15 protein-coding genes are annotated in these 16,758 nt (G+C 71.6%); 2 read left to right on the top strand and 13 right to left on the bottom strand.

Translation table 11 applies throughout. The features are described 5' to 3' along the window. From efp to aroC, 6 genes are all read right to left on the bottom strand, one after another. Complete coding sequence (efp, locus tag ACFVS9_RS12285; RefSeq protein ID WP_383116240.1) at nucleotides 1-567, bottom strand: elongation factor P; 567 nt, start codon at nucleotides 565-567, stop codon at nucleotides 1-3. Nucleotides 568-640: 73 nt separating this feature from the next. Then, nucleotides 641-1,747: a M24 family metallopeptidase gene (locus ACFVS9_RS12290; protein ID WP_389931696.1), complete on the bottom strand. Its 1,107-nt coding sequence runs from the start codon at nucleotides 1,745-1,747 to the stop codon at nucleotides 641-643. A gap of 69 nt (nucleotides 1,748-1,816) precedes the next feature. Beyond that, complete coding sequence (locus tag ACFVS9_RS12295; protein WP_383116242.1) at nucleotides 1,817-2,632, bottom strand: Pro-rich N-terminal domain-containing protein; 816 nt, start codon at nucleotides 2,630-2,632, stop codon at nucleotides 1,817-1,819. Between the two features lie 107 nt (nucleotides 2,633-2,739). Beyond that, nucleotides 2,740-3,183, bottom strand: a complete 444-nt coding sequence (aroQ, locus tag ACFVS9_RS12300; RefSeq protein WP_383116243.1) for a type II 3-dehydroquinate dehydratase — start codon at nucleotides 3,181-3,183, stop codon at nucleotides 2,740-2,742. Beyond that, nucleotides 3,180-4,826, bottom strand: coding sequence for a 3-dehydroquinate synthase (gene aroB, locus ACFVS9_RS12305; protein WP_383116244.1), 1,647 nt, complete (start codon nucleotides 4,824-4,826; stop codon nucleotides 3,180-3,182). The genes aroQ and aroB overlap by 4 nt, the downstream gene beginning before the upstream one ends. Continuing rightward, a complete protein-coding gene (gene aroC / locus ACFVS9_RS12310; RefSeq protein WP_383116245.1) occupies nucleotides 4,823-6,007 on the bottom strand; it encodes a chorismate synthase in 1,185 nt (394 codons plus the stop codon). Before aroC ends, aroB begins: the two co-directional genes overlap by 4 nt. Nucleotides 6,008-6,373: 366 nt before the next feature. Between aroC and ACFVS9_RS12315 the strand changes: the two genes are divergently transcribed. Beyond that, the gene (locus tag ACFVS9_RS12315) at nucleotides 6,374-6,808 is read left to right on the top strand and encodes a hypothetical protein (RefSeq protein ID WP_389931698.1); all 435 of its coding nucleotides are present in this window, start codon (nucleotides 6,374-6,376) and stop codon (nucleotides 6,806-6,808) included. Nucleotides 6,809-6,895: 87 nt separating this feature from the next. Here the strand turns inward: ACFVS9_RS12315 and ACFVS9_RS12320 are convergent, their stop codons facing one another. The 6 genes from ACFVS9_RS12320 to ACFVS9_RS12345 all read right to left on the bottom strand — a co-directional run bounded on the left by ACFVS9_RS12320 (nucleotide 6,896) and on the right by ACFVS9_RS12345 (nucleotide 13,541). Beyond that, the gene (locus ACFVS9_RS12320; protein ID WP_389931699.1) at nucleotides 6,896-7,750 is read right to left on the bottom strand and encodes a shikimate dehydrogenase; all 855 of its coding nucleotides are present in this window, start codon (nucleotides 7,748-7,750) and stop codon (nucleotides 6,896-6,898) included. After that, entirely contained in the window at nucleotides 7,737-9,536 is a 1,800-nt protein-coding gene (gene mltG / locus ACFVS9_RS12325; protein ID WP_389931701.1) for an endolytic transglycosylase MltG, read from the bottom strand. Before mltG ends, ACFVS9_RS12320 begins: the two co-directional genes overlap by 14 nt. 100 nt (nucleotides 9,537-9,636) lie before the next feature. Further along, nucleotides 9,637-10,122, bottom strand: a complete 486-nt coding sequence (ruvX, locus tag ACFVS9_RS12330; protein WP_383116249.1) for a Holliday junction resolvase RuvX — start codon at nucleotides 10,120-10,122, stop codon at nucleotides 9,637-9,639. After that, nucleotides 10,119-12,788 carry an alanine--tRNA ligase gene (gene alaS, locus ACFVS9_RS12335; RefSeq protein WP_383116250.1) on the bottom strand — a complete coding sequence of 890 codons (2,670 nt, stop codon included), beginning with the start codon at nucleotides 12,786-12,788 and terminating at the stop codon, nucleotides 10,119-10,121. The genes ruvX and alaS overlap by 4 nt, the downstream gene beginning before the upstream one ends. Continuing rightward, a complete protein-coding gene (locus ACFVS9_RS12340; protein WP_383116251.1) occupies nucleotides 12,788-13,084 on the bottom strand; it encodes a hypothetical protein in 297 nt (98 codons plus the stop codon). The genes alaS and ACFVS9_RS12340 overlap by 1 nt, the downstream gene beginning before the upstream one ends. A 7-nt stretch (nucleotides 13,085-13,091) precedes the next feature. Continuing rightward, a complete protein-coding gene (locus tag ACFVS9_RS12345) occupies nucleotides 13,092-13,541 on the bottom strand; it encodes a DUF948 domain-containing protein (protein ID WP_383116280.1) in 450 nt (149 codons plus the stop codon). A gap of 238 nt (nucleotides 13,542-13,779) precedes the next feature. Between ACFVS9_RS12345 and ACFVS9_RS12350 the strand changes: the two genes are divergently transcribed. Further along, nucleotides 13,780-16,020, top strand: coding sequence for an ATP-binding protein (locus ACFVS9_RS12350; protein ID WP_389931704.1), 2,241 nt, complete (start codon nucleotides 13,780-13,782; stop codon nucleotides 16,018-16,020). Between the two features lie 14 nt (nucleotides 16,021-16,034). Here ACFVS9_RS12350 and rpsD read toward each other — a convergent pair whose 3' ends face one another. Further along, entirely contained in the window at nucleotides 16,035-16,649 is a 615-nt protein-coding gene (rpsD, locus tag ACFVS9_RS12355) for a 30S ribosomal protein S4 (RefSeq protein WP_099176856.1), read from the bottom strand. Nucleotides 16,650-16,758 lie beyond the last annotated feature (109 nt).

Genomic DNA, 16,758 nt, shown 5'->3' on the forward strand with positions numbered 1-16,758 from the left:
TTAGCTGTTCACCCGGCCGAGGTAGTCGCCCGTACGGGTGTCGACCTTGATCTTCTCGCCGGTGGTGATGAAGAGCGGCACACCGATCTCGTAGTCGGTCTCCAGCGTGGCGGGCTTGGTGCCACCGGTGGAGCGGTCGCCCTGGACACCGGGGTCCGTGTGCTTGATGGTCAGCTCGACCGCGGCGGGCAGCTCGACGTAGAGCACCTCGCCCTCGTGCTGGGCGACGGAGGCGGTGAAGCCCTCGATCAGGAAGTTGGCGGCGTCACCGACGGACTTGCGGTCGACCATGAGCTGGTCGTACGTGTCCATGTCCATGAAGACGAAGTACTCGCCGTCCATGTACGAGAACTGCATGTCCCGGCGGTCGATGGTGGCCGTTTCGACCTTCACGCCGGCGTTGAACGTCTTGTCGACGACCTTGCCGGAGAGCACGTTCTTGAGCTTGGTGCGCACGAAGGCGGGGCCCTTGCCGGGCTTGACGTGCTGGAACTCGACGACGGACCAGAGCTGGCCTCCGTCGAGCTTGAGCACCAGGCCGTTCTTGAGGTCGTTCGTGGAAGCCACGGTTGCGGAATCTCCTGGACTGAAGCTGGTGGACGGCCAAGGATGCGCGCCGGAGCCTCCGCGAGGAGTTCCCCTAGAGCGCGAGCAGCTCCTTGGTCGTAATGGTGAGTAGCTCGGGTCCGCCGTCCGCCTCGGGGCGCACGACGAGCGTGTCATCGATCCGGACACCGCCCCGGCCCGGGAGGTGGACCCCCGGTTCGACGGTGACCGGCACGCAAGCGTCCAGTTTACCCATGGCTGCCGGTGCCAACTGCGGGTCCTCGTCGATTTCGAGCCCGACCCCGTGCCCGGTGCTCGGCGGGAGGCAGTCCGAGTGGCCCGCGGAGTCCAGGAGATGGCGGGCGGCACGGTCCACGTCACGGTAGGCGGTGCCGGGCAGGAGAGCCTCCCGTCCGGCCCGCTGAGCGGCGAAAACGAGGTCGTAGAGCTCGATCTGCCAGTCCGCCGGGCTGGTGCCGATGACGAACGTCCGGCCGATCTCGCACCGGTACCCGCGGTAGTTCGCCCCCAGGCAGACGGAGAGGAAATCGCCTTCCTCGACCCTGCGGTCGGTGGGCCGGTGACGGCCCTGCCCCGAGTGCGGGCCCGTTCCCACGGAGGTGGCGAAGGCCGGTCCGTCCGCGCCGTGGTCCACCAGCCGGCGCTCCAGTTCCAGGGCGAGGTGGCGCTCGGTACGCCCCACGAGGATGGATTCGAGGAGTTCGCCCAGGGCCTGGTCGGTGATCTCCGCCGCGATCCGCAGGCAGGCGATCTCCTCCTCGTCCTTCACCAGACGCAGCTGCTCGACGGTGCTGCCGAGGTCGCGCAGGCGCAGACGCGGTGCGACCGCGCCCATGGCGCGGTGGCGGGAGACCGTCAGGTCGTGCTCCTCGACGGCCAGGGAGTCGGCGCTCCGGCTTCCGGCGAGGCCGGCGGCGGCCACCACCGGGTCCCCGTCGGGCTGGGGCAGGACGGTCAGCCGCAGCCGGTCGTCGGGGCGCCCGTGGGCGGAGGCCCCGGTCGGTGCCCGGGGGCAGAGCAGGACGTCCTCGCCGGGACCGAGCAGCAGCACGGAGCCGGGCGGGGCCCCGCCCGCGAGATAGCGGACGTTGGCGGGGCGGGAGACCAGGGCTGCCGCGGATCCGGCGGCGGCGAACCGGTCGCGCAGCAGCCCGCGTCGGACGGCGTACACCTCTGACATGTTTCCGAGCCTACGAGCGGGTCCCGGGCCCCGCCCGGTCAGCGCACCCGACCGGGAACGGCACGGCCGCTACCAGGCCGGGGGGCTGGCTATGGAGCGCGCCAGGACGTCGTCGAGGACCCGCGCGGTCGTCTCGACGTCGTAGGTGGAGTTGTCGATGATCGGCAGGCCCGAGCCGTACCAGCCGGCCATGCGGCCGTGGATCCGGGCGACCTCCTCGTCGGAGAGCCTGCGGTTCCCGCTGCGCGCCGCGTTGCGCTCCAGGACGACCTCCAGGCCGGGCAGGAGGACCACCGGGAGCAGCCCGGGACCCACGTGGCGCTTCCACCCGCCGAGACCGACGACGGGCCGGTCGGGGAAGACGGCGTCGTCGAGGATGCAGGAGATGCCGTTGGCCAGGAAGTTACGGGCCGCGAAGCCGCAGGTGCGCCGTGCCAGGCGGTACTGGGCCTCGGAGTGGTCGTTCCACCCGGCCTGCGGGTCGGCGAAGCCGGAGCAGACCCATTCACGGACGTCGTCCAGCGAGACGTGCGCGGTGGGGACGCGGCGGCGGCCGGCCCAGAGCTTGGCGACCGTGGTCTTGCCCGCTCCGGCCGGTCCGATCAGGAGCACGGCCAGGGTCGCGGCGCCGGTCCCCGGCTCGGCGGGCGGCGCGGGCAGCGGCACGGGTCCGCCGGGCGGCAGCTGGACGTGCCCGGTGGTCTCCCTGGACGGCGGAACCGGGACGTGTCGGGGCACGGGCGTCCCGTGCTGGGGCCCGGGGGCCATGGGAGGAGGAGGCGGCCCCGCTGGGCCGGGGTGGCCTGAGTGCTGGGCCTGGTGCGTCCACGGTCCGTTTCCGGGACCGTGGGGCGGCGGCAGCGGGGCCCCCACTGCGTGCTGCATCCGGTGCCACTCCGTCTCGTGCAGGCAACTGGCGCTGGTCGACGGCAACCGTACCTTCCCCGGCCGCCACGCGGTGAACGGGCGGGGAAGGCGCGAAGTGCCCGGTGTCAGTCGGCCAGTTCGCCGGCCAGGGCCCGCAGGGCCAGCCGGTAGGAGCCGATGCCGAACCCCGCCACCGTGCCGGTGGCCACCGGGGCGACCACCGAGGTGTGGCGGAACTCCTCACGCGCGTACGGGTTCGAGATGTGGACCTCGATCAGCGGGGCGGTGCGCTGGGCCGCCGCGTCACGCATCCCGTACGAGTAGTGCGTGAAGGCACCGGGGTTGAGGACGACCGGAACCGAACCGTCCGCCGCCTCGTGGAGCCAGCGGATCAGTTCGCCCTCGTCGTTGGTCTCGCGGACCTCGACGTCGAAGCCGAGTTCCTTGCCGAGGACCTGGCAGGCCTCCACGAGACCGGCGTACGACGTCGCCCCGTACACGTCGGGCTCACGCGAGCCGAGGCGCCCGAGGTTCGGACCGTTGAGCACGAGCACCCTGCGGGCCGTCACGCGGAGACCTCCCCGAAGGCGGCGAGCAGGACGGCCGGGTCGGGGCCCTCCAGGACGGTGGGCTTGCCGATGCCGTCCAGGACGATGAAGCGCAGCAGGTCGCCGCGGGACTTCTTGTCGACCTTCATGTTCTCCAGGAGCTTGGGCCACTGGTCACCGCGGTAGGTGAGCGGCAGCCCGACGGACTCCAGGACGGCGCGGTGCCGGTCGGCGGTGGCGTCGTCGAGGCGTCCGGCGAGCCGGCCCAGCTCGGCGGCGAAGACCAGGCCGACGGAGACGGCCGCGCCGTGGCGCCACTTGTAGCGCTCGTTCTTCTCGATGGCGTGGGCCAGGGTGTGCCCGTAGTTGAGGATCTCCCTGAGGCCGGACTCCTTGAGGTCGTTGGAGACGACCTCGGCCTTGACCCTGATGGAGCGCTCGATCAGCTCCGCGGTGTGCGGTCCGGCGGGGGTACGCGCGCCCTGGGGGTCGGCCTCGACCAGGTCGAGGATCACCGGGTCGGCGATGAAGCCCGCCTTGATGATCTCGGCCATGCCGGAGACGTAGTCGTTGACGGGCAGCGAGTCCAGCGCGGCGAGGTCGCAGAGCACCCCGGCCGGCGGGTGGAAGGCGCCGACGAGGTTCTTGCCCTCGGCGGTGTTGATGCCCGTCTTGCCGCCGACCGCCGCGTCGACCATGGCGAGGACGGTCGTCGGGACGGCGATCCAGCGGACCCCGCGCAGCCAGGACGCGGCCACGAAGCCGGCGACGTCGGTGGTGGCGCCGCCGCCCACGCCGACGATGACGTCGGTGCGGGTGAAGCCGGTCTGGCCGAGCGCCTTCCAGCAGTAGGCGGCGACCTCGACGGTCTTGGCCTCCTCGGCGTTGGGCAGCTGGATCGCGATGGCCTCGTAGCCCTGGGCCGCGAGGTCCTCGCGGACCGCCTCACCGGTCTCGGCGAGCGCCTCGGGGTGCAGGACGGCGACCCGCGCGGCCCGGTCACCGATGAGGTTCGGCAGCTCGCCGAGGAGCTGGCGGCCGACGAGCACCTCGTAGGGGTCGGTGCCCGCGGTGCCGGCGATCTGGATACGGGTGGTGCCCTGCTCGGTCATCGTGGGGTTCTCCTGGCCGTCCGGCACGGCCGCGGCCGTCCGGTCCGGCAGTCCTGTTGCGTCGAGGACCGCCTGGGCGACCTCGTCGGGGGTGCGGGCGTCGGTCGCGACGGTCGCGCCCGCCACGTCCTCGTACAGATGGCGCCTGGCGTCCATGAGCTCACGCCACTGCCGCCGCGGGTTGACGGCGAGCAGGGGGCGGGCGGTGTTCAGCCCGACCCGCCGCACCGCCTCGTCGACGTCCATCGACAGGTAGACGACCCGGTGGCCGGCCAGCAGCCCGCGCGTCGTGGCGTCGAGCACGGCCCCTCCGCCGAGCGCGAGGACACCCGGGTGCTCGGCGACCGCGTCCCGGACCGCCTGGCGTTCCAGGGCGCGGAAGCGCTCCTCGCCCTCGTCGAAGAAGATCTCCGCGATCGACTTGCCGGCCTCGGCCACGACGTCCGCGTCGGTGTCGCGATAGGTGGTCCCGAGCCGGTCGGCGAGCAGTTCGCCCACGGTCGACTTGCCGACCCCCATCGGGCCGACCAGGACGATCAGCGGGGCGCTCACCGGATCTGGAGGTGGGAGAGGTACGACCGCACGTTGCGGCGGGTCTCGGCCACGCTGTCGCCGCCGAACTTCTCCGCGACCGCGTCGGCCAGCACGAGGGCCACCATCGCCTCGGCGACGATCCCGGCGGCCGGGACGGCACACACGTCGGACCGCTGGTGATGGGCCTTGGCCGCCTCGCCGGTCACCACGTCGACGGTGGCGAGCGCGCGCGGCACCGTGGCGATGGGCTTCATCGCGGCGCGGACGCGCAGCAGCTCACCGGTGGTCAGCCCGCCCTCGGTGCCGCCGGAGCGGCCGGAGGTGCGCCTGATCCCGTCCGGGGTGGCCACGATCTCGTCGTGGGCCTCGGAGCCCGGCACCCGGGCGAGGTCGAAGCCGTCGCCGACCTCGACGCCCTTGATGGCCTGGATGCCCATGAGCGCGGCGGCGAGCCGTGCGTCGAGCCTGCGGTCCCAGTGCACGTGCGAGCCGAGGCCGACGGGGACGCCGTAGGCGAGCACCTCGACGACACCGCCGAGCGTGTCGCCGTCCTTGTGGGCCTGGTCGATCTCCGCGACCATCTGCTTCGACGCCTCGGCGTCCAGGCAGCGCACGGGGTCGGCGTCGAGCCGCTCGACGTCGGAGGGCTTGGGGTGGACGCCGTAGGGCGCCTTGGCCGCGGCCAGCTCGACGACGTGGGAGACGATCTCGATGCCCGCGGTCTCCTTGAGGTAGGAGCGGGCGACGGCGCCGAGGGCGACACGGGCGGCGGTCTCCCGGGCGCTGGCGCGCTCCAGGACCGGCCGGGCCTCGTCGAAGCCGTACTTCTGCATCCCGGCCAGGTCGGCGTGACCGGGCCTGGGGCGGGTCAGCGGGGCGTTACGGGCCTGCTCGGCCAGCACGTCGGGGTCGACCGGGTCGGCCGACATGACCTGCTCCCACTTGGGCCACTCCGTGTTGCCCACCATCACGGCGACGGGCGAACCCATGGTGAGGCCGTGCCGGACGCCGCCGAGGAAGGTGACCTCGTCCCTCTCGAACTTCATGCGGGCGCCGCGCCCGTAACCGAGCCGTCGCCTGGCGAGCGCGTCCGCCACCATCTCCGTGGTGACGGGGATACCGGCGGGAAGACCCTCCAGCGTCGCCACCAGTGCGGGGCCGTGCGACTCTCCGGCGGTCAGCCAGCGCAACCTGCTCAACGGTGCTCCTCATGCTCGCGCCTGTAACTGCGACGGCGCGACCGGGTGCGCGGCCCTGGCCCGCCGCCTCCGATCCTCCCACGGTCGGGGGGACCGGCCCGCCGCCGGTCCAGCAGACGGACGCGTCACGGGGCCGCCCGGACGGAGAATCCGGCCCGCACGCCGCTCAGCACAAAAGGACCATCGGGCACCGGTCCTCACTCATCGGGCGCAACAGACCTGCCGGATAAAGCTTCACCTACTACTGATTCAGGCACCATGCATGCTATTTGCATCAAGTGAAGAAAACGTGCTTGACGCTTCATCAGGGGGACGCAAGAATCGCGACACTGAAATTTCGGTAAACAATTTATGAGGACGTGCAGCATGCGTAAATCCCTGATACCGCTCAGCCTCGGCGCGGCACTGGCCCTGTCGGTCACCCTCGGAGGCACCGCGCACGCCGGGGTCGGCAACTCGGACTGGCGCTACATCAGCTGCACGTCGGGCGGCGCCGAGGGTGAGCTGGGATACCGCTGGTGGAGCAAGGGCACCACGACCTCGATCGACCTGGGGCTGACCGCCCTCGACATCGCCTCGGACGGCCACCACCCCGAGATCCGCTTCGTGTCCCGCAACTACAGCGGCACGATCAAGTACTGGGGCTGGCGTTCGTACTCCGGCGGCGCGCCCGGCGGCCGGACCTGGTACACGACCGCGCAGAGCGACGCGGGCCTGTACGGCATCGGAATCCAGATCGCGAACAAGGAGGGCAGTGCGATCGTGACGTACAAGACCTGCTGGGTGTCCGAGGCCGCCTAGGCCTTCCGGAAGCCGGCGGGCGGGCGGACCCTCCGTCCCGTCCGCCCCTCCGGCTGCCGCCCTACCGCGCCCCACGCGGGGCCCGTGTCACGCGCGAGCGTCCGGCCCCCGCCCGCCGAGCGCCGCCTCGCCCGCCGCCCTCATGGCCGCCAGCGGCGCTTCCGCGCAGCCCGTCATCAGCTCCACCTGGAGCACGGCCTGGTGGACGAGGAGGTCGAGGCCGCCGACCACGGGACCGCCGGCCTCCGCCCAGCGCGAGGCCAGCCGGGTGGGCCAGGGCTCGTACAGCACGTCGAACAGGGTGCCGGGCGTCGCGGGGACGTCGTCGGCGAGGGCGTCCGTGGTACCGGCGGGAGTCGTGGCGATCACCAGCGGCGCGCGGAAGGCCTCGGCGGCCATGGCCCAGTCCGCGGTCCTCACATCGACGCCGAGGCGTTCCCCCCAGCCGCGCATCTCGTCGGCCCGCGCCGCGCTGCGGACATAGGCCGTGACCGGGCCCGTGCAGATCTCGGCGAGCGCCGCCAGCGCGGAGGACGCCGTGGCGCCGGCGCCCAGGACGGCGGCGGACTCCGCCTTCTCCACTCCGCGTTCACGCAGGGCGGCGACCATGCCGGGGATATCGGTGTTGTCCCCGGTCCGCCGGCCGCCCTCGGAGAACACCACCGTGTTCACCGTCCCGACCGACGCCGCCGTGTTGCTGATCCCGTCCAGCAGGGGGATGACGGCCCGCTTGAGCGGCATGGTCAGGGAGAGACCCGCCCAGGTGGGATCCAGCCCCTCGAAGAAGCCGGGGAGCGCCGCCTCGTCCACGTCGAAGCGCTCGTAGGACCAGTCCCGGAGGCCGAGCTCCGCATACGCGGCCCGGTGCAGATCCGGGGACAGGGAGTGGCCGATGGGCGAGCCCAGCACGGCCGCCCGGCGACGGCCCTCAGCCGAGGTCATGCTGCTCCTTGAACTTCTCGTTGAGCTTCTCGTGCTCGGCCGCCGTCTTGGTGAAGTCGGTCTTCTTTCCGTCGAGCGAGATGAAGAACATCCACCCGTCACCCGTCGGGTCGAGGGCGGCCCGCAGGGCGTCGTCGCCCGGATTGCCGATCGGCCCCGGAGTCAGACCCGCGTGGTAATAGGTGTTGTAGGGGTCGTCGTTGGTCCGGATCTCCTTCGACAGGATCTTGATTTCGCTCTGCTTCTTCAGATAATTGAAGGCCGAGTCGAATTCGAGTTTACGGTTGGTCACCGTGTTGTCCGGCTTCAGGCGGTTGTAGATGACCTCCGCCATCTTGCGGAAGTCATCGTGGGTGAGTCCCTCCGCCTGCACCAGGCTGGCCACCGTGAGCACCTGCCAGGGGCCGTCGAGGTCGTACTTCTTGGCAGCGCCTTCCAGGTCGAGCTTCGCGTACTCGGCATCCGCCCGGCTGACCATCTTCTTCAGGACGACCTCGGGCTTCGTCCCCTTGGCGACCGAATAGGTGGCCGGATAGAGGAAGCCCTCCAGCGGATCCTTTATGGCCGGGTCGTTGTTTGCCCATGCGGGCAGACCCAGACTGCCGGCGTTCTTCTTGGCGACCTCTTCGGTCGTCCCCGGCTTGAGGTCCAGCCTCGTGTCGATCTTCTCGTACACGGCGGCGTTGCGCGTGCCGGGCGGAACGACCAGTCCGTTCTGGCTCTTCGGGTTGAGCATCAGAGCCATGGCGCTCTCGCCGGACATCTCCTTCTTCAGGAGATAGACACCGGCCTGGATGGACTTCCCTTTGTACTTTCCGTTCTGGGCGGAGATGAAGGCACCCGACGACTTCACGACGCCGGCCTTCTTCAGGATGCTCGCGATCTCGTTCCCGTAGGCGCCCTCGGGGATCTCGACCTCGACCGACCCCGTGCCGTCGCCCGCGAAGTCGGGCGCCGCGCCGAACTGGCTCTGGTAGTACGAGTAGCCGAGGTAGGCCACCCCGCCGAGGCCGCCGACGAGGACGGCCGCGACACCGAGGCACGCGCAGCCGTTGCGGCTCTTCTTCTTGCCCTTGCCCCGGCGTTCGCCGCCGCCACGGCGGGACTCGCGCGGGTCGTCGTCGCTCTCGTCGTCCTCACGGGGCCGGGAGCGGGTGCCGGGTCTCTCGGAGGATTCGTCCGTGCCCGTGAAGAAAGGGTGGGTCTCCTCCTGAGGCGCGTCCGGGTCCCAGTCCGGGCTCTGCTGCCGCTGCGGTTCCTCGCGGCGCCCCGGGGGCTGCGGCGGGGGGTAGGCCTCGGGCGTCCCGTAGTGGTCGCCCTGTTCGCCGTAGCCGCCGCCGGGGGTGTCGCCGTACTGCGCCTGCTGCGCCCCGTACGGCATCGCCGCCTGCTGGCCGGTGTCCCAGCCGCCGTCGTACTGCGGCTGGGACTGCTGCTGCGGCTGCTGCGCGTACGGGTCCTGCGGATGCTGGGCGTACGGGTCCTGCGGGTGCTGCGGCGCGTACGGGTCGTGCGGGGCCTGCGGGGCGCCGTACTGCTGCTGGTACTGCTGCTGCGCGTACGGGTCCTGCGGATGCTGCTGCGGCGGGTACGGCTCCTGCTGCTGCCCGTACGGGTCCTGCTGGTAGCCCTGCTGGGCGTACGGGTCCTGCGCATAGGGCTGCTGCTGGCCGTCGTACTGGCCCTGGCCGTGGGCAGCCTGCCGGCCTCCCCATCCCTGGTCCCCGTACAAGGGGTCCTCGGGATGCCACGGTTCGGAGCCGGGGCCCCGGCCATACTCAGTCATCGATCCCCTTGAGCCGCGAGACGACGCTCCGTCTCTTCGCTTTGCTGTGCGGTCTCTGTTCGAACACCGCCGCATCGCGCGGAACGTTACCGTATCGCGATCAGACAACCACTTCGACGCCCTCACCAGGGGCACTGCCTGACGCCCGTTCGGACTCCAGAGCATTCTGGAGGATCACCACGGCGGCGGCCTGGTCGATGACGGAGCGGCCCTTCTTGGACTTCACGCCCGAAGCGCGCAGCCCCTGGGTGGCCGTGACCGTGGTCATTCTCTCGTCCACGAGGCGCACCGGGACCGGTGCGATCGCGCGGGCGAACACCTGGGCGAAGGCACGGACCTTCTCGGCGGCCGGGCCCTCACCGCCGCCCAGGGACCGCGGCAGGCCGACGATGACCTCGATCGGCTCGTACTCCTCCACGATCCGGCCGAGCCGCCGGTGGGCGGCCGGGACGTCGCGTCCCGGCACGGTCTCCACCGGCGTGGCGAGGATCCCGTCGGGGTCGCACGAGGCGACCCCGATACGCGCGTCACCGACGTCGATGGCGAGTCGGCGTCCACGGCGCATCTGCGGCATGCCCGGCGTCACGCCGTCTCGGTGACGAGGCGTTCGACAGCGGCGACGGCGTCGCCGATGGCGTCCGGGTTCTGACCGCCGCCCTGGGCGACGTCCGGCTTGCCGCCACCGCCGCCGCCGAGGGTCTTGGCCGCGGTGCGCACCAGGTCACCGGCCTTGAGGCCGCGCTCGCGGGCCGCCTCGTTGGTGGCGATGACCGTGAGCGGTCGGCCGTTGGCCGTGGTGAACAGGGCCACGACGGCCGGCCGGCCGCCCTGGATCCGCCCGCGCACGTCCAGGACGAGCTTGCGCAGGTCGTCGGCCGAGGTGCCGTCCGGCACCTGTCCGGTGACCAGGGCGACACCGCGTACGTCCTTGGCCGACTCCACGAGCCCGGCGGCGGCCTGGAGGACCTTCTCCGCGCGGAACTTCTCGATCTCCTTCTCGGCGTCCTTCAGCTTGCCGAGCATGCCGGAGATCTTCTCGGGGAGCTCCTCGGGGCGTCCCTTGAGCAGCTCCTGGAGCTGGGCGACGACCGTGTGCTCCTTGGCCAGGAAGTTGTACGCGTCCACGCCCACGAGGGCCTCGATGCGCCGGACCCCGGAGCCGATCGACGACTCGCCGAGCAGCTTCACCAGACCGAGCTGGGCGGTGTTGTGGACGTGCGTGCCGCCGCACAGCTCCTTGGAGAAGTCACCGATGGTGACGACACGGACCCGCTCGCCGTACTTCTCGCCGAACTCGGCGATGGCGCCCTGCTTCTTGGCCTCGTCGATGGACATGACCTCGGCCTGGACGTCGAGTTCCCGGGCGAGGACCTCGTTGATCTTCTGTTCGACGTCGGTGAGGACCGTGCCGGGTACGGCGGCGGGCGAGCCGAAGTCGAAGCGGAAGCGGCCGGGGGAGTTCTCCGAGCCGGCCTGGGCGGCGGTCGGGCCGAGCGCGTCGCGCAGGGCCTGGTGCGTGAGGTGCGTGGCGCTGTGGGCGCGGGCGATGGCGCGGCGGCGCGTGTTGTCGATGGCGGCGTAGGCGGAGGCGCCGACGGTCACCTCGCCGACCTGGACCGAGCCCTTGTGGACGGAGACGCCCGGGACCGGCTGCTGCACGTCGCGGACCTGGATGACGGCTCCGGTGTCGAGCCGGATGCGCCCCTGGTCGGCGAGCTGGCCGCCGCCCTCGGCGTAGAACGGGGTGCGGTCCAGGACGACCTCGACCTCGTCGCCCTCGGTGGCGGCCGGCGAGGGCACGCCGTCGACGAGCAGACCGACGATCTTCGACTCGCCCTCGACGGAGGCGTATCCGGTGAACTCGGTGGCGCCTGCGGTGTCGGCGACCTCGCGGTAGGCGGACAGGTCGGCGTGGCCGGTCTTCTTGGCCTTGGCGTCGGCCTTGGCCTTGTCCCGCTGCTCCTGCATGAGCCGGCGGAAGCCGTCCTCGTCGACGGAGAGGCCCTGTTCGGCGGCCATCTCCAGGGTGAGGTCGATCGGGAAGCCCCAGGTGTCGTGGAGCAGGAACGCCTTGTCGCCGGCCAGGACCCTGCCGCCGGCGGCCTTGGTCTCCGTGACGGCGGTCTCGAGGATGTTCGTGCCGCCCTTGAGGGCCTTGAGGAACGCGGCCTCCTCGGCGAGCGCGACGGTCTCGACGCGCTTGCGGTCGGTGATCAGCTCCGGGTACTGCTGCCCCATCGTGTCGACGACGGTGGCGACGAGCTCGCGGACGACCGGACCGGTGGCGCCCATCAGGCGCATGTTGCGGATGGCACGGCGCATGATGCGGCGCAGCACGTAGCCGCGGCCCTCGTTGCCGGGGGTGACGCCGTCGCCGATGAGCATCACCGAGGTGCGGATGTGGTCGGCGACCACGCGCAGCGAGACGTCGGAGCCGTGGTCGGCGCCGTAGCGCACACCGGTGAGCTCGGTGGCCTTGTCCATGACCACGCGCAGGGTGTCGGTCTCGTACATGTTCTGTACGCCCTGGAGGATCATGGCGAGGCGCTCGAGGCCGAGGCCCGTGTCGATGTTCTTCGACGGCAGGTCGCCCAGGATCGGGAAGTCCTCCTTGCCGTCACCCGCGCCCCGCTCGTACTGCATGAAGACGAGGTTCCAGATCTCCACGTACCGCTCGTCGTTGACGGCGGGACCGCCCTCGACGCCGAACTCGGGGCCGCGGTCGTAGTTGATCTCGGAGCACGGGCCGCAGGGTCCGGGAACGCCCATGGACCAGAAGTTGTCCTTCTTGCCCAGGCGCTGGATGCGCTCGGCGGGGACGCCGATCCTGTCGCGCCAGATCTGCTCGGCCTCGTCGTCGTCCAGGTAGACGGTGATCCACAGCCGCTCGGGGTCGAGCCCGAAGCCGCCGTCCTCCAGGGAGTTCGTGAGCGCCGCCCAGGCGAACTCGATGGCGCCTTCCTTGAAGTAGTCGCCGAAGGAGAAGTTGCCGCACATCTGGAAGAACGTGCCGTGCCGGGTGGTCTTGCCGACCTCTTCGATGTCCGGCGTACGCACGCACTTCTGCACGCTGGTGACGCGCGGGGCGGGCGGCTTGACCTCGCCGAGGAAGTACGGCTTGAAGGGGACCATGCCCGCGGGGACGAGGAGCAGAGTCGGGTCGTCCGCGATGAGCGACGCCGAAGGGACGACGGTGTGACCGCGCTCCTCGAAGAAGCTCAGCCAGCGGCGGCGAATCTCAGCCGACTCCATCAGTGGTCCTCATTCCGGTTGTTCGAGTTGTAGGGAAGTGATCGGTAGGTGACGAGTCCGGGGTCGTCGGCCCGCTCGATGCCGAGCGCCCCGCCCAGTTCGGCCTCGCGCCTGACCATGCCCTCGCGCACGTCGAGGGCGAAGTCCTTCAGTCTGTGGCCCGCTTCGAGCGCCTTGTCGGCGGCCTGCGCCGCGAGGCTCTCGGGGGTCAGCTGACGGATCTTGCGGTTGACCTTGGTGGTGGCCCAGACGCCGGCGGCCGCGCCGGCGGTGAACCAGAAGGTTCGGCGGAACATCGCTGCGTCAGTCCTTCTGTCCGCGGGAGCTTCGGCCGTTCCGCTTCCGGTCGCGGGCGGACGGCACGGTTCGGCCGACGATCACGGCGCGGCGCGAGGCGCGGCGGGCCGGTTCCGGCTCGGCGGCGTTGCGGCGGCCGATCGCCTGCCGCACCCCGTAGCCGAACGCCGCGACCTTCACGAGCGGGCCGCCGAACGTCGACGCGACGGTGGTGGAGAGCGCGGAGGCGTTGGAGGTGACCTCCTGGACGTCGCTCGCGATGGAGTCGACCTTGTCCAGCTGGGTCTGCGCGGAGCGCAGCGTCGCGGAGGCGTCGGCGAGGAGCGGGACCGCCTGCTCCGTCACGTCCGCCACCAGCGCGGTGGTCGCCCTGAGCGTCTGGGCCAGTCTCACCAGTACCACGGCGAGGAAGGAAACCAGGATCGCCCAGAAGACAGCCACCAGGATGCCGGCCACCTCTCCACCGGACACAGTGCACCGCTCTCTGCTCGTCGCCCGCATCGGCGGGGACCTCTCCCCGCCGGTGTCTGCCTGTCACCGGTCGGCCGGCGCGTCCTGCCGCCACTGCCGATCGTCGTCCCCCGAGCCTATCGCGCCGGGCGTCACGCGCCGTACCGCATTACGGGCGGGTGGCGCGGGGCCCGGGGCGGGGAGATTGTACGGAGAGCTTATGTGCCAGTACTCTGCGTGTTTCATGCGACACCCTCAGCCCCCCTCCCCCACCCCCGACGGCGCGGAGCCCGCTCCCGTACGCGGAAACCTCCCGGCGGAGCTGAGCACCTTCGTGGGGCGCGACGCCGAGCTGGCCGAACTCGCTCCGCTCCTGGGCGAGTCCAGGCTCGTCACCGTGGCCGGGGTCGCGGGCGTCGGCAAGAGCCGGTTCGCCCTGCGGCTCGCGGCCCTGGTGGAGAAACGGTACTGCGATGGCGTGTGGGTGGCCGAGCTGTCCTCCGTCCACGATCCCGGCCTGCTGGAACACGCGCTGGCCGGCGCCCTGGGGCTCACCGACCACACCAGCAGGCTGCCCCGTACCGTGCTGATCGAGCACTGCGCGCGGCGGCGGCTCCTGCTCGTGATCGACGGGTTCGAGCATCTCGCCGGCCCGTGCGCCGAGCTCGTACGCGAACTGCTGCGCCGGGCGCCGCACCTCCAGGTGCTCGCGGCCGGCCGCCGGCCGCTGCGGGTGGACGGCGAACTCACCTTCCCGCTGGCTCCGATGACGGACGACGACGCGCTGGAACTCTTCACCCGGCGCGCCCGCGCGGTACGGCCGGGATTCCGGCCGGCCGGCGGCGAGCTGGAGGCCACGCGGGAACTCTGCCGCCGGCTCGACGGCATCCCGCTGGCCCTGGAACTCGCCGCGGGACGGCTGCGCGCCCTGTCCGTGGAGCAGGTGCTGCACCGCCTCGACGACCGCTTCCGGCTGCTGACCGGAGGCAGTCCGAGCGCGCTCCCCCGCCACCGGACGCTGCGTACGGCCATCGGCTGGAGCCACGAGCTGTGCGCTCCCGGGCAACGGCTGCTGTGGGCCCGGCTCTCGGTGTTCGCCGGGCCGTTCGACCTGGAGGCCGTCGAGTACGTCTGCGGCGGCCGGGGGCTGCCGGCCGATGCCGTGCTCGACGTACTGGACGAACTGCTGGCGCAGTCCGTGGTGCTGCGCGAGGAGTCCGCCACGGGCTGCCGCTACCGGCTCCTGGACACCGTGCGGGAGTACGGCGCCGAGTGGCTGCGGGCGGCCGGGGACGCGGAGCGGCTGCGCCGCAGGCACCGGGACTGGTACCTCGGGCTGGCGACATGGTGCGAACTGGACTGGTTCAGCCCCCGGCAGGCGGAGGCCGCGGCCCGGATCGAGGACGAGCTGCCCAATCTCCGCCGCGCGATGGAGTGCTCGATGGAGAGCCCGGAGGAGGTGCACCTCGCCCAGTACCTGGCGGGCACGCTCTGGTTCTACTGGGTGGGCTGCGGGCGCCTCTCGGAGGGCCGCCACTGGCTGGAGCACGTGCTGGAGGAGGAGTCGCCGTACGACCACGCACGGCTCAAGGCACTGTGGGTGCTCGGCTACGTCGCGGTGCTGCAGGGCGATCCGGCCGGCGCGGTGTCGGCCCTCCAGGAGTGCCGGGAGGAGGGGGAGCGCTCGGGGGACGCCACCGCCGTCGCCTACGCCGTGCACCGCACGGGCTGCCTCTCGATCGTCACGGACGACCCGGTACGCGCCGAGGAACTGCTGCGCGAGGCGGTCGGCCGCTACCGGGAGATCGGCGAGCTGAACAGCAACGTGCTGATGGCCCAGGTCGAGCTCGGCATGGCCGTGGCGTTCCGCGGGGACCTGGAATCGGCCGCGGCGATCTGCGACGAGGTCCGTGAGGTCTGCGAGGACCACGGCGAGCGGTGGACCCTGGCCTACGCGCTGTACGTCCTGGGGTACACCTCGCTGCGCTCCGGCCTGCACGGGCGGGCGCGCCGGTTGCTGGAGCGGTCCCTGTCCATCGCGCACACCTTCGACGACCTGCTCGGCACGGTCCTCTCGCTCGAACTGCTGGCCCTCGTCACCACGGCCGAGGGCGACGCGGCCGAGGCGGCGGTGATGCAGGGGGCGGCGGACCGGATCTGGCCCTCGGTGGGCCTGCCGCTGTTCGGCTCCGCCCACTACGGCAGGCCCAGGGCCGAGTGCGAGGAGCGGGCGAGGGCGCAGCTGGGGGACGCCCGGTACGAGACCGGACGGCGCTCGGGCCGCCGTCTGGACACCGGGACGGCGGTGGCGCGGGCGCTCCGGGCGGGCGCGCGGGACGGCGTGGCTCCGGCGGACGGCCGCACCGGCGCCGAGGACGGGGGCGCGCCTTCAGAGGGGGCGCCCGGGGCGGCGGGGAAGGCCGGGGAAACGCGAAGGCCCGCCGCCTCCCGTACGACGGGAAGGGGCGGGCCCGAGCTCGGTTGAGAGCCGCGCCTGCGTCAGCGGGCGTAGTACTCGACGACGAGCTGCTCGTCGCAGATGACCGGGATTTCCTTGCGGTTCGGGTCCCGGTCCAGGCGGAAGGCCAGGGCCTTCAGGTTCACCTGGAGGTAGCGCGGGGTCTCGCCGTCGGTGTCGTAGCCACCCTCACGGGCGACCTGGAAGGGCACCTTGGCGCGGCTGCGCTCGCGGACCTGCACGACGTCGTCGGGGCGCACGCGGAAGGACGGCTTGTCGACCTTGCCACCGTTGACCTCGATGTGGCCGTGGACGACCATCTGGCGGGCCTGGTAGATGGTGCGGGCGATGCCCGAACGCAGGACCAGGGCGTCGAGGCGGCGCTCGAGCTCGACGACCAGCGCCTCGCCCGTCTTGCCCTCGGCCTTACGGGCGCGGTCGTAGGCGCGCGCCATCTGGCGCTCGCTGATGTCGTACTGCGCACGCAGACGCTGCTTCTCGAGCAGACGGACCTTGTAGTCCGAGTTCTGCTTGCGGCCACGGCCGTGCTCGCCCGGCGGGTAGGGGCGGGCTTCGAAGTACTTGACAGCCTTCGGCGTCAGGGCGATGCCGAGGGCACGCGACTTCTTGACCTTGGGACGCGACTGGTTAGGCACGTTCTCCAGACCTCCGTTGTAGGTTAGGTTAGGCTTACCTTACTCAAGGAGATCGCATGTCTCGCCCTGGGAACACCACACACGTCACGGACAGCACAGACAGCGGCAG

Source organism: Streptomyces sp. NPDC058008, assembly GCF_042886395.1.
GTDB lineage: Bacteria > Actinomycetota > Actinomycetes > Streptomycetales > Streptomycetaceae > Streptomyces.

What these genes read in the sequence shown, in the direction of transcription:
- ACFVS9_RS12320 (WP_389931699.1), bottom strand. Translation starts at nt 7,750, where the DNA reads ATGACCTCGGCTGAGGGCCGTCGCCGGGCGGCCGTGCTGGGCTCGCCC.
- mltG (WP_389931701.1), bottom strand. Translation starts at nt 9,536, where the DNA reads ATGACTGAGTATGGCCGGGGCCCCGGCTCCGAACCGTGGCATCCCGAG.
- alaS (WP_383116250.1), bottom strand. Translation starts at nt 12,788, where the DNA reads ATGGAGTCGGCTGAGATTCGCCGCCGCTGGCTGAGCTTCTTCGAGGAG.
- ACFVS9_RS12350 (WP_389931704.1), top strand. Translation starts at nt 13,780, where the DNA reads ATGCGACACCCTCAGCCCCCCTCCCCCACCCCCGACGGCGCGGAGCCC.
- ACFVS9_RS12295 (WP_383116242.1), bottom strand. Translation starts at nt 2,632, where the DNA reads ATGCAGCACGCAGTGGGGGCCCCGCTGCCGCCGCCCCACGGTCCCGGA.
- ACFVS9_RS12315 (WP_389931698.1), top strand. Translation starts at nt 6,374, where the DNA reads ATGCGTAAATCCCTGATACCGCTCAGCCTCGGCGCGGCACTGGCCCTG.
- ACFVS9_RS12290 (WP_389931696.1), bottom strand. Translation starts at nt 1,747, where the DNA reads ATGTCAGAGGTGTACGCCGTCCGACGCGGGCTGCTGCGCGACCGGTTC.
- ACFVS9_RS12340 (WP_383116251.1), bottom strand. Translation starts at nt 13,084, where the DNA reads ATGTTCCGCCGAACCTTCTGGTTCACCGCCGGCGCGGCCGCCGGCGTC.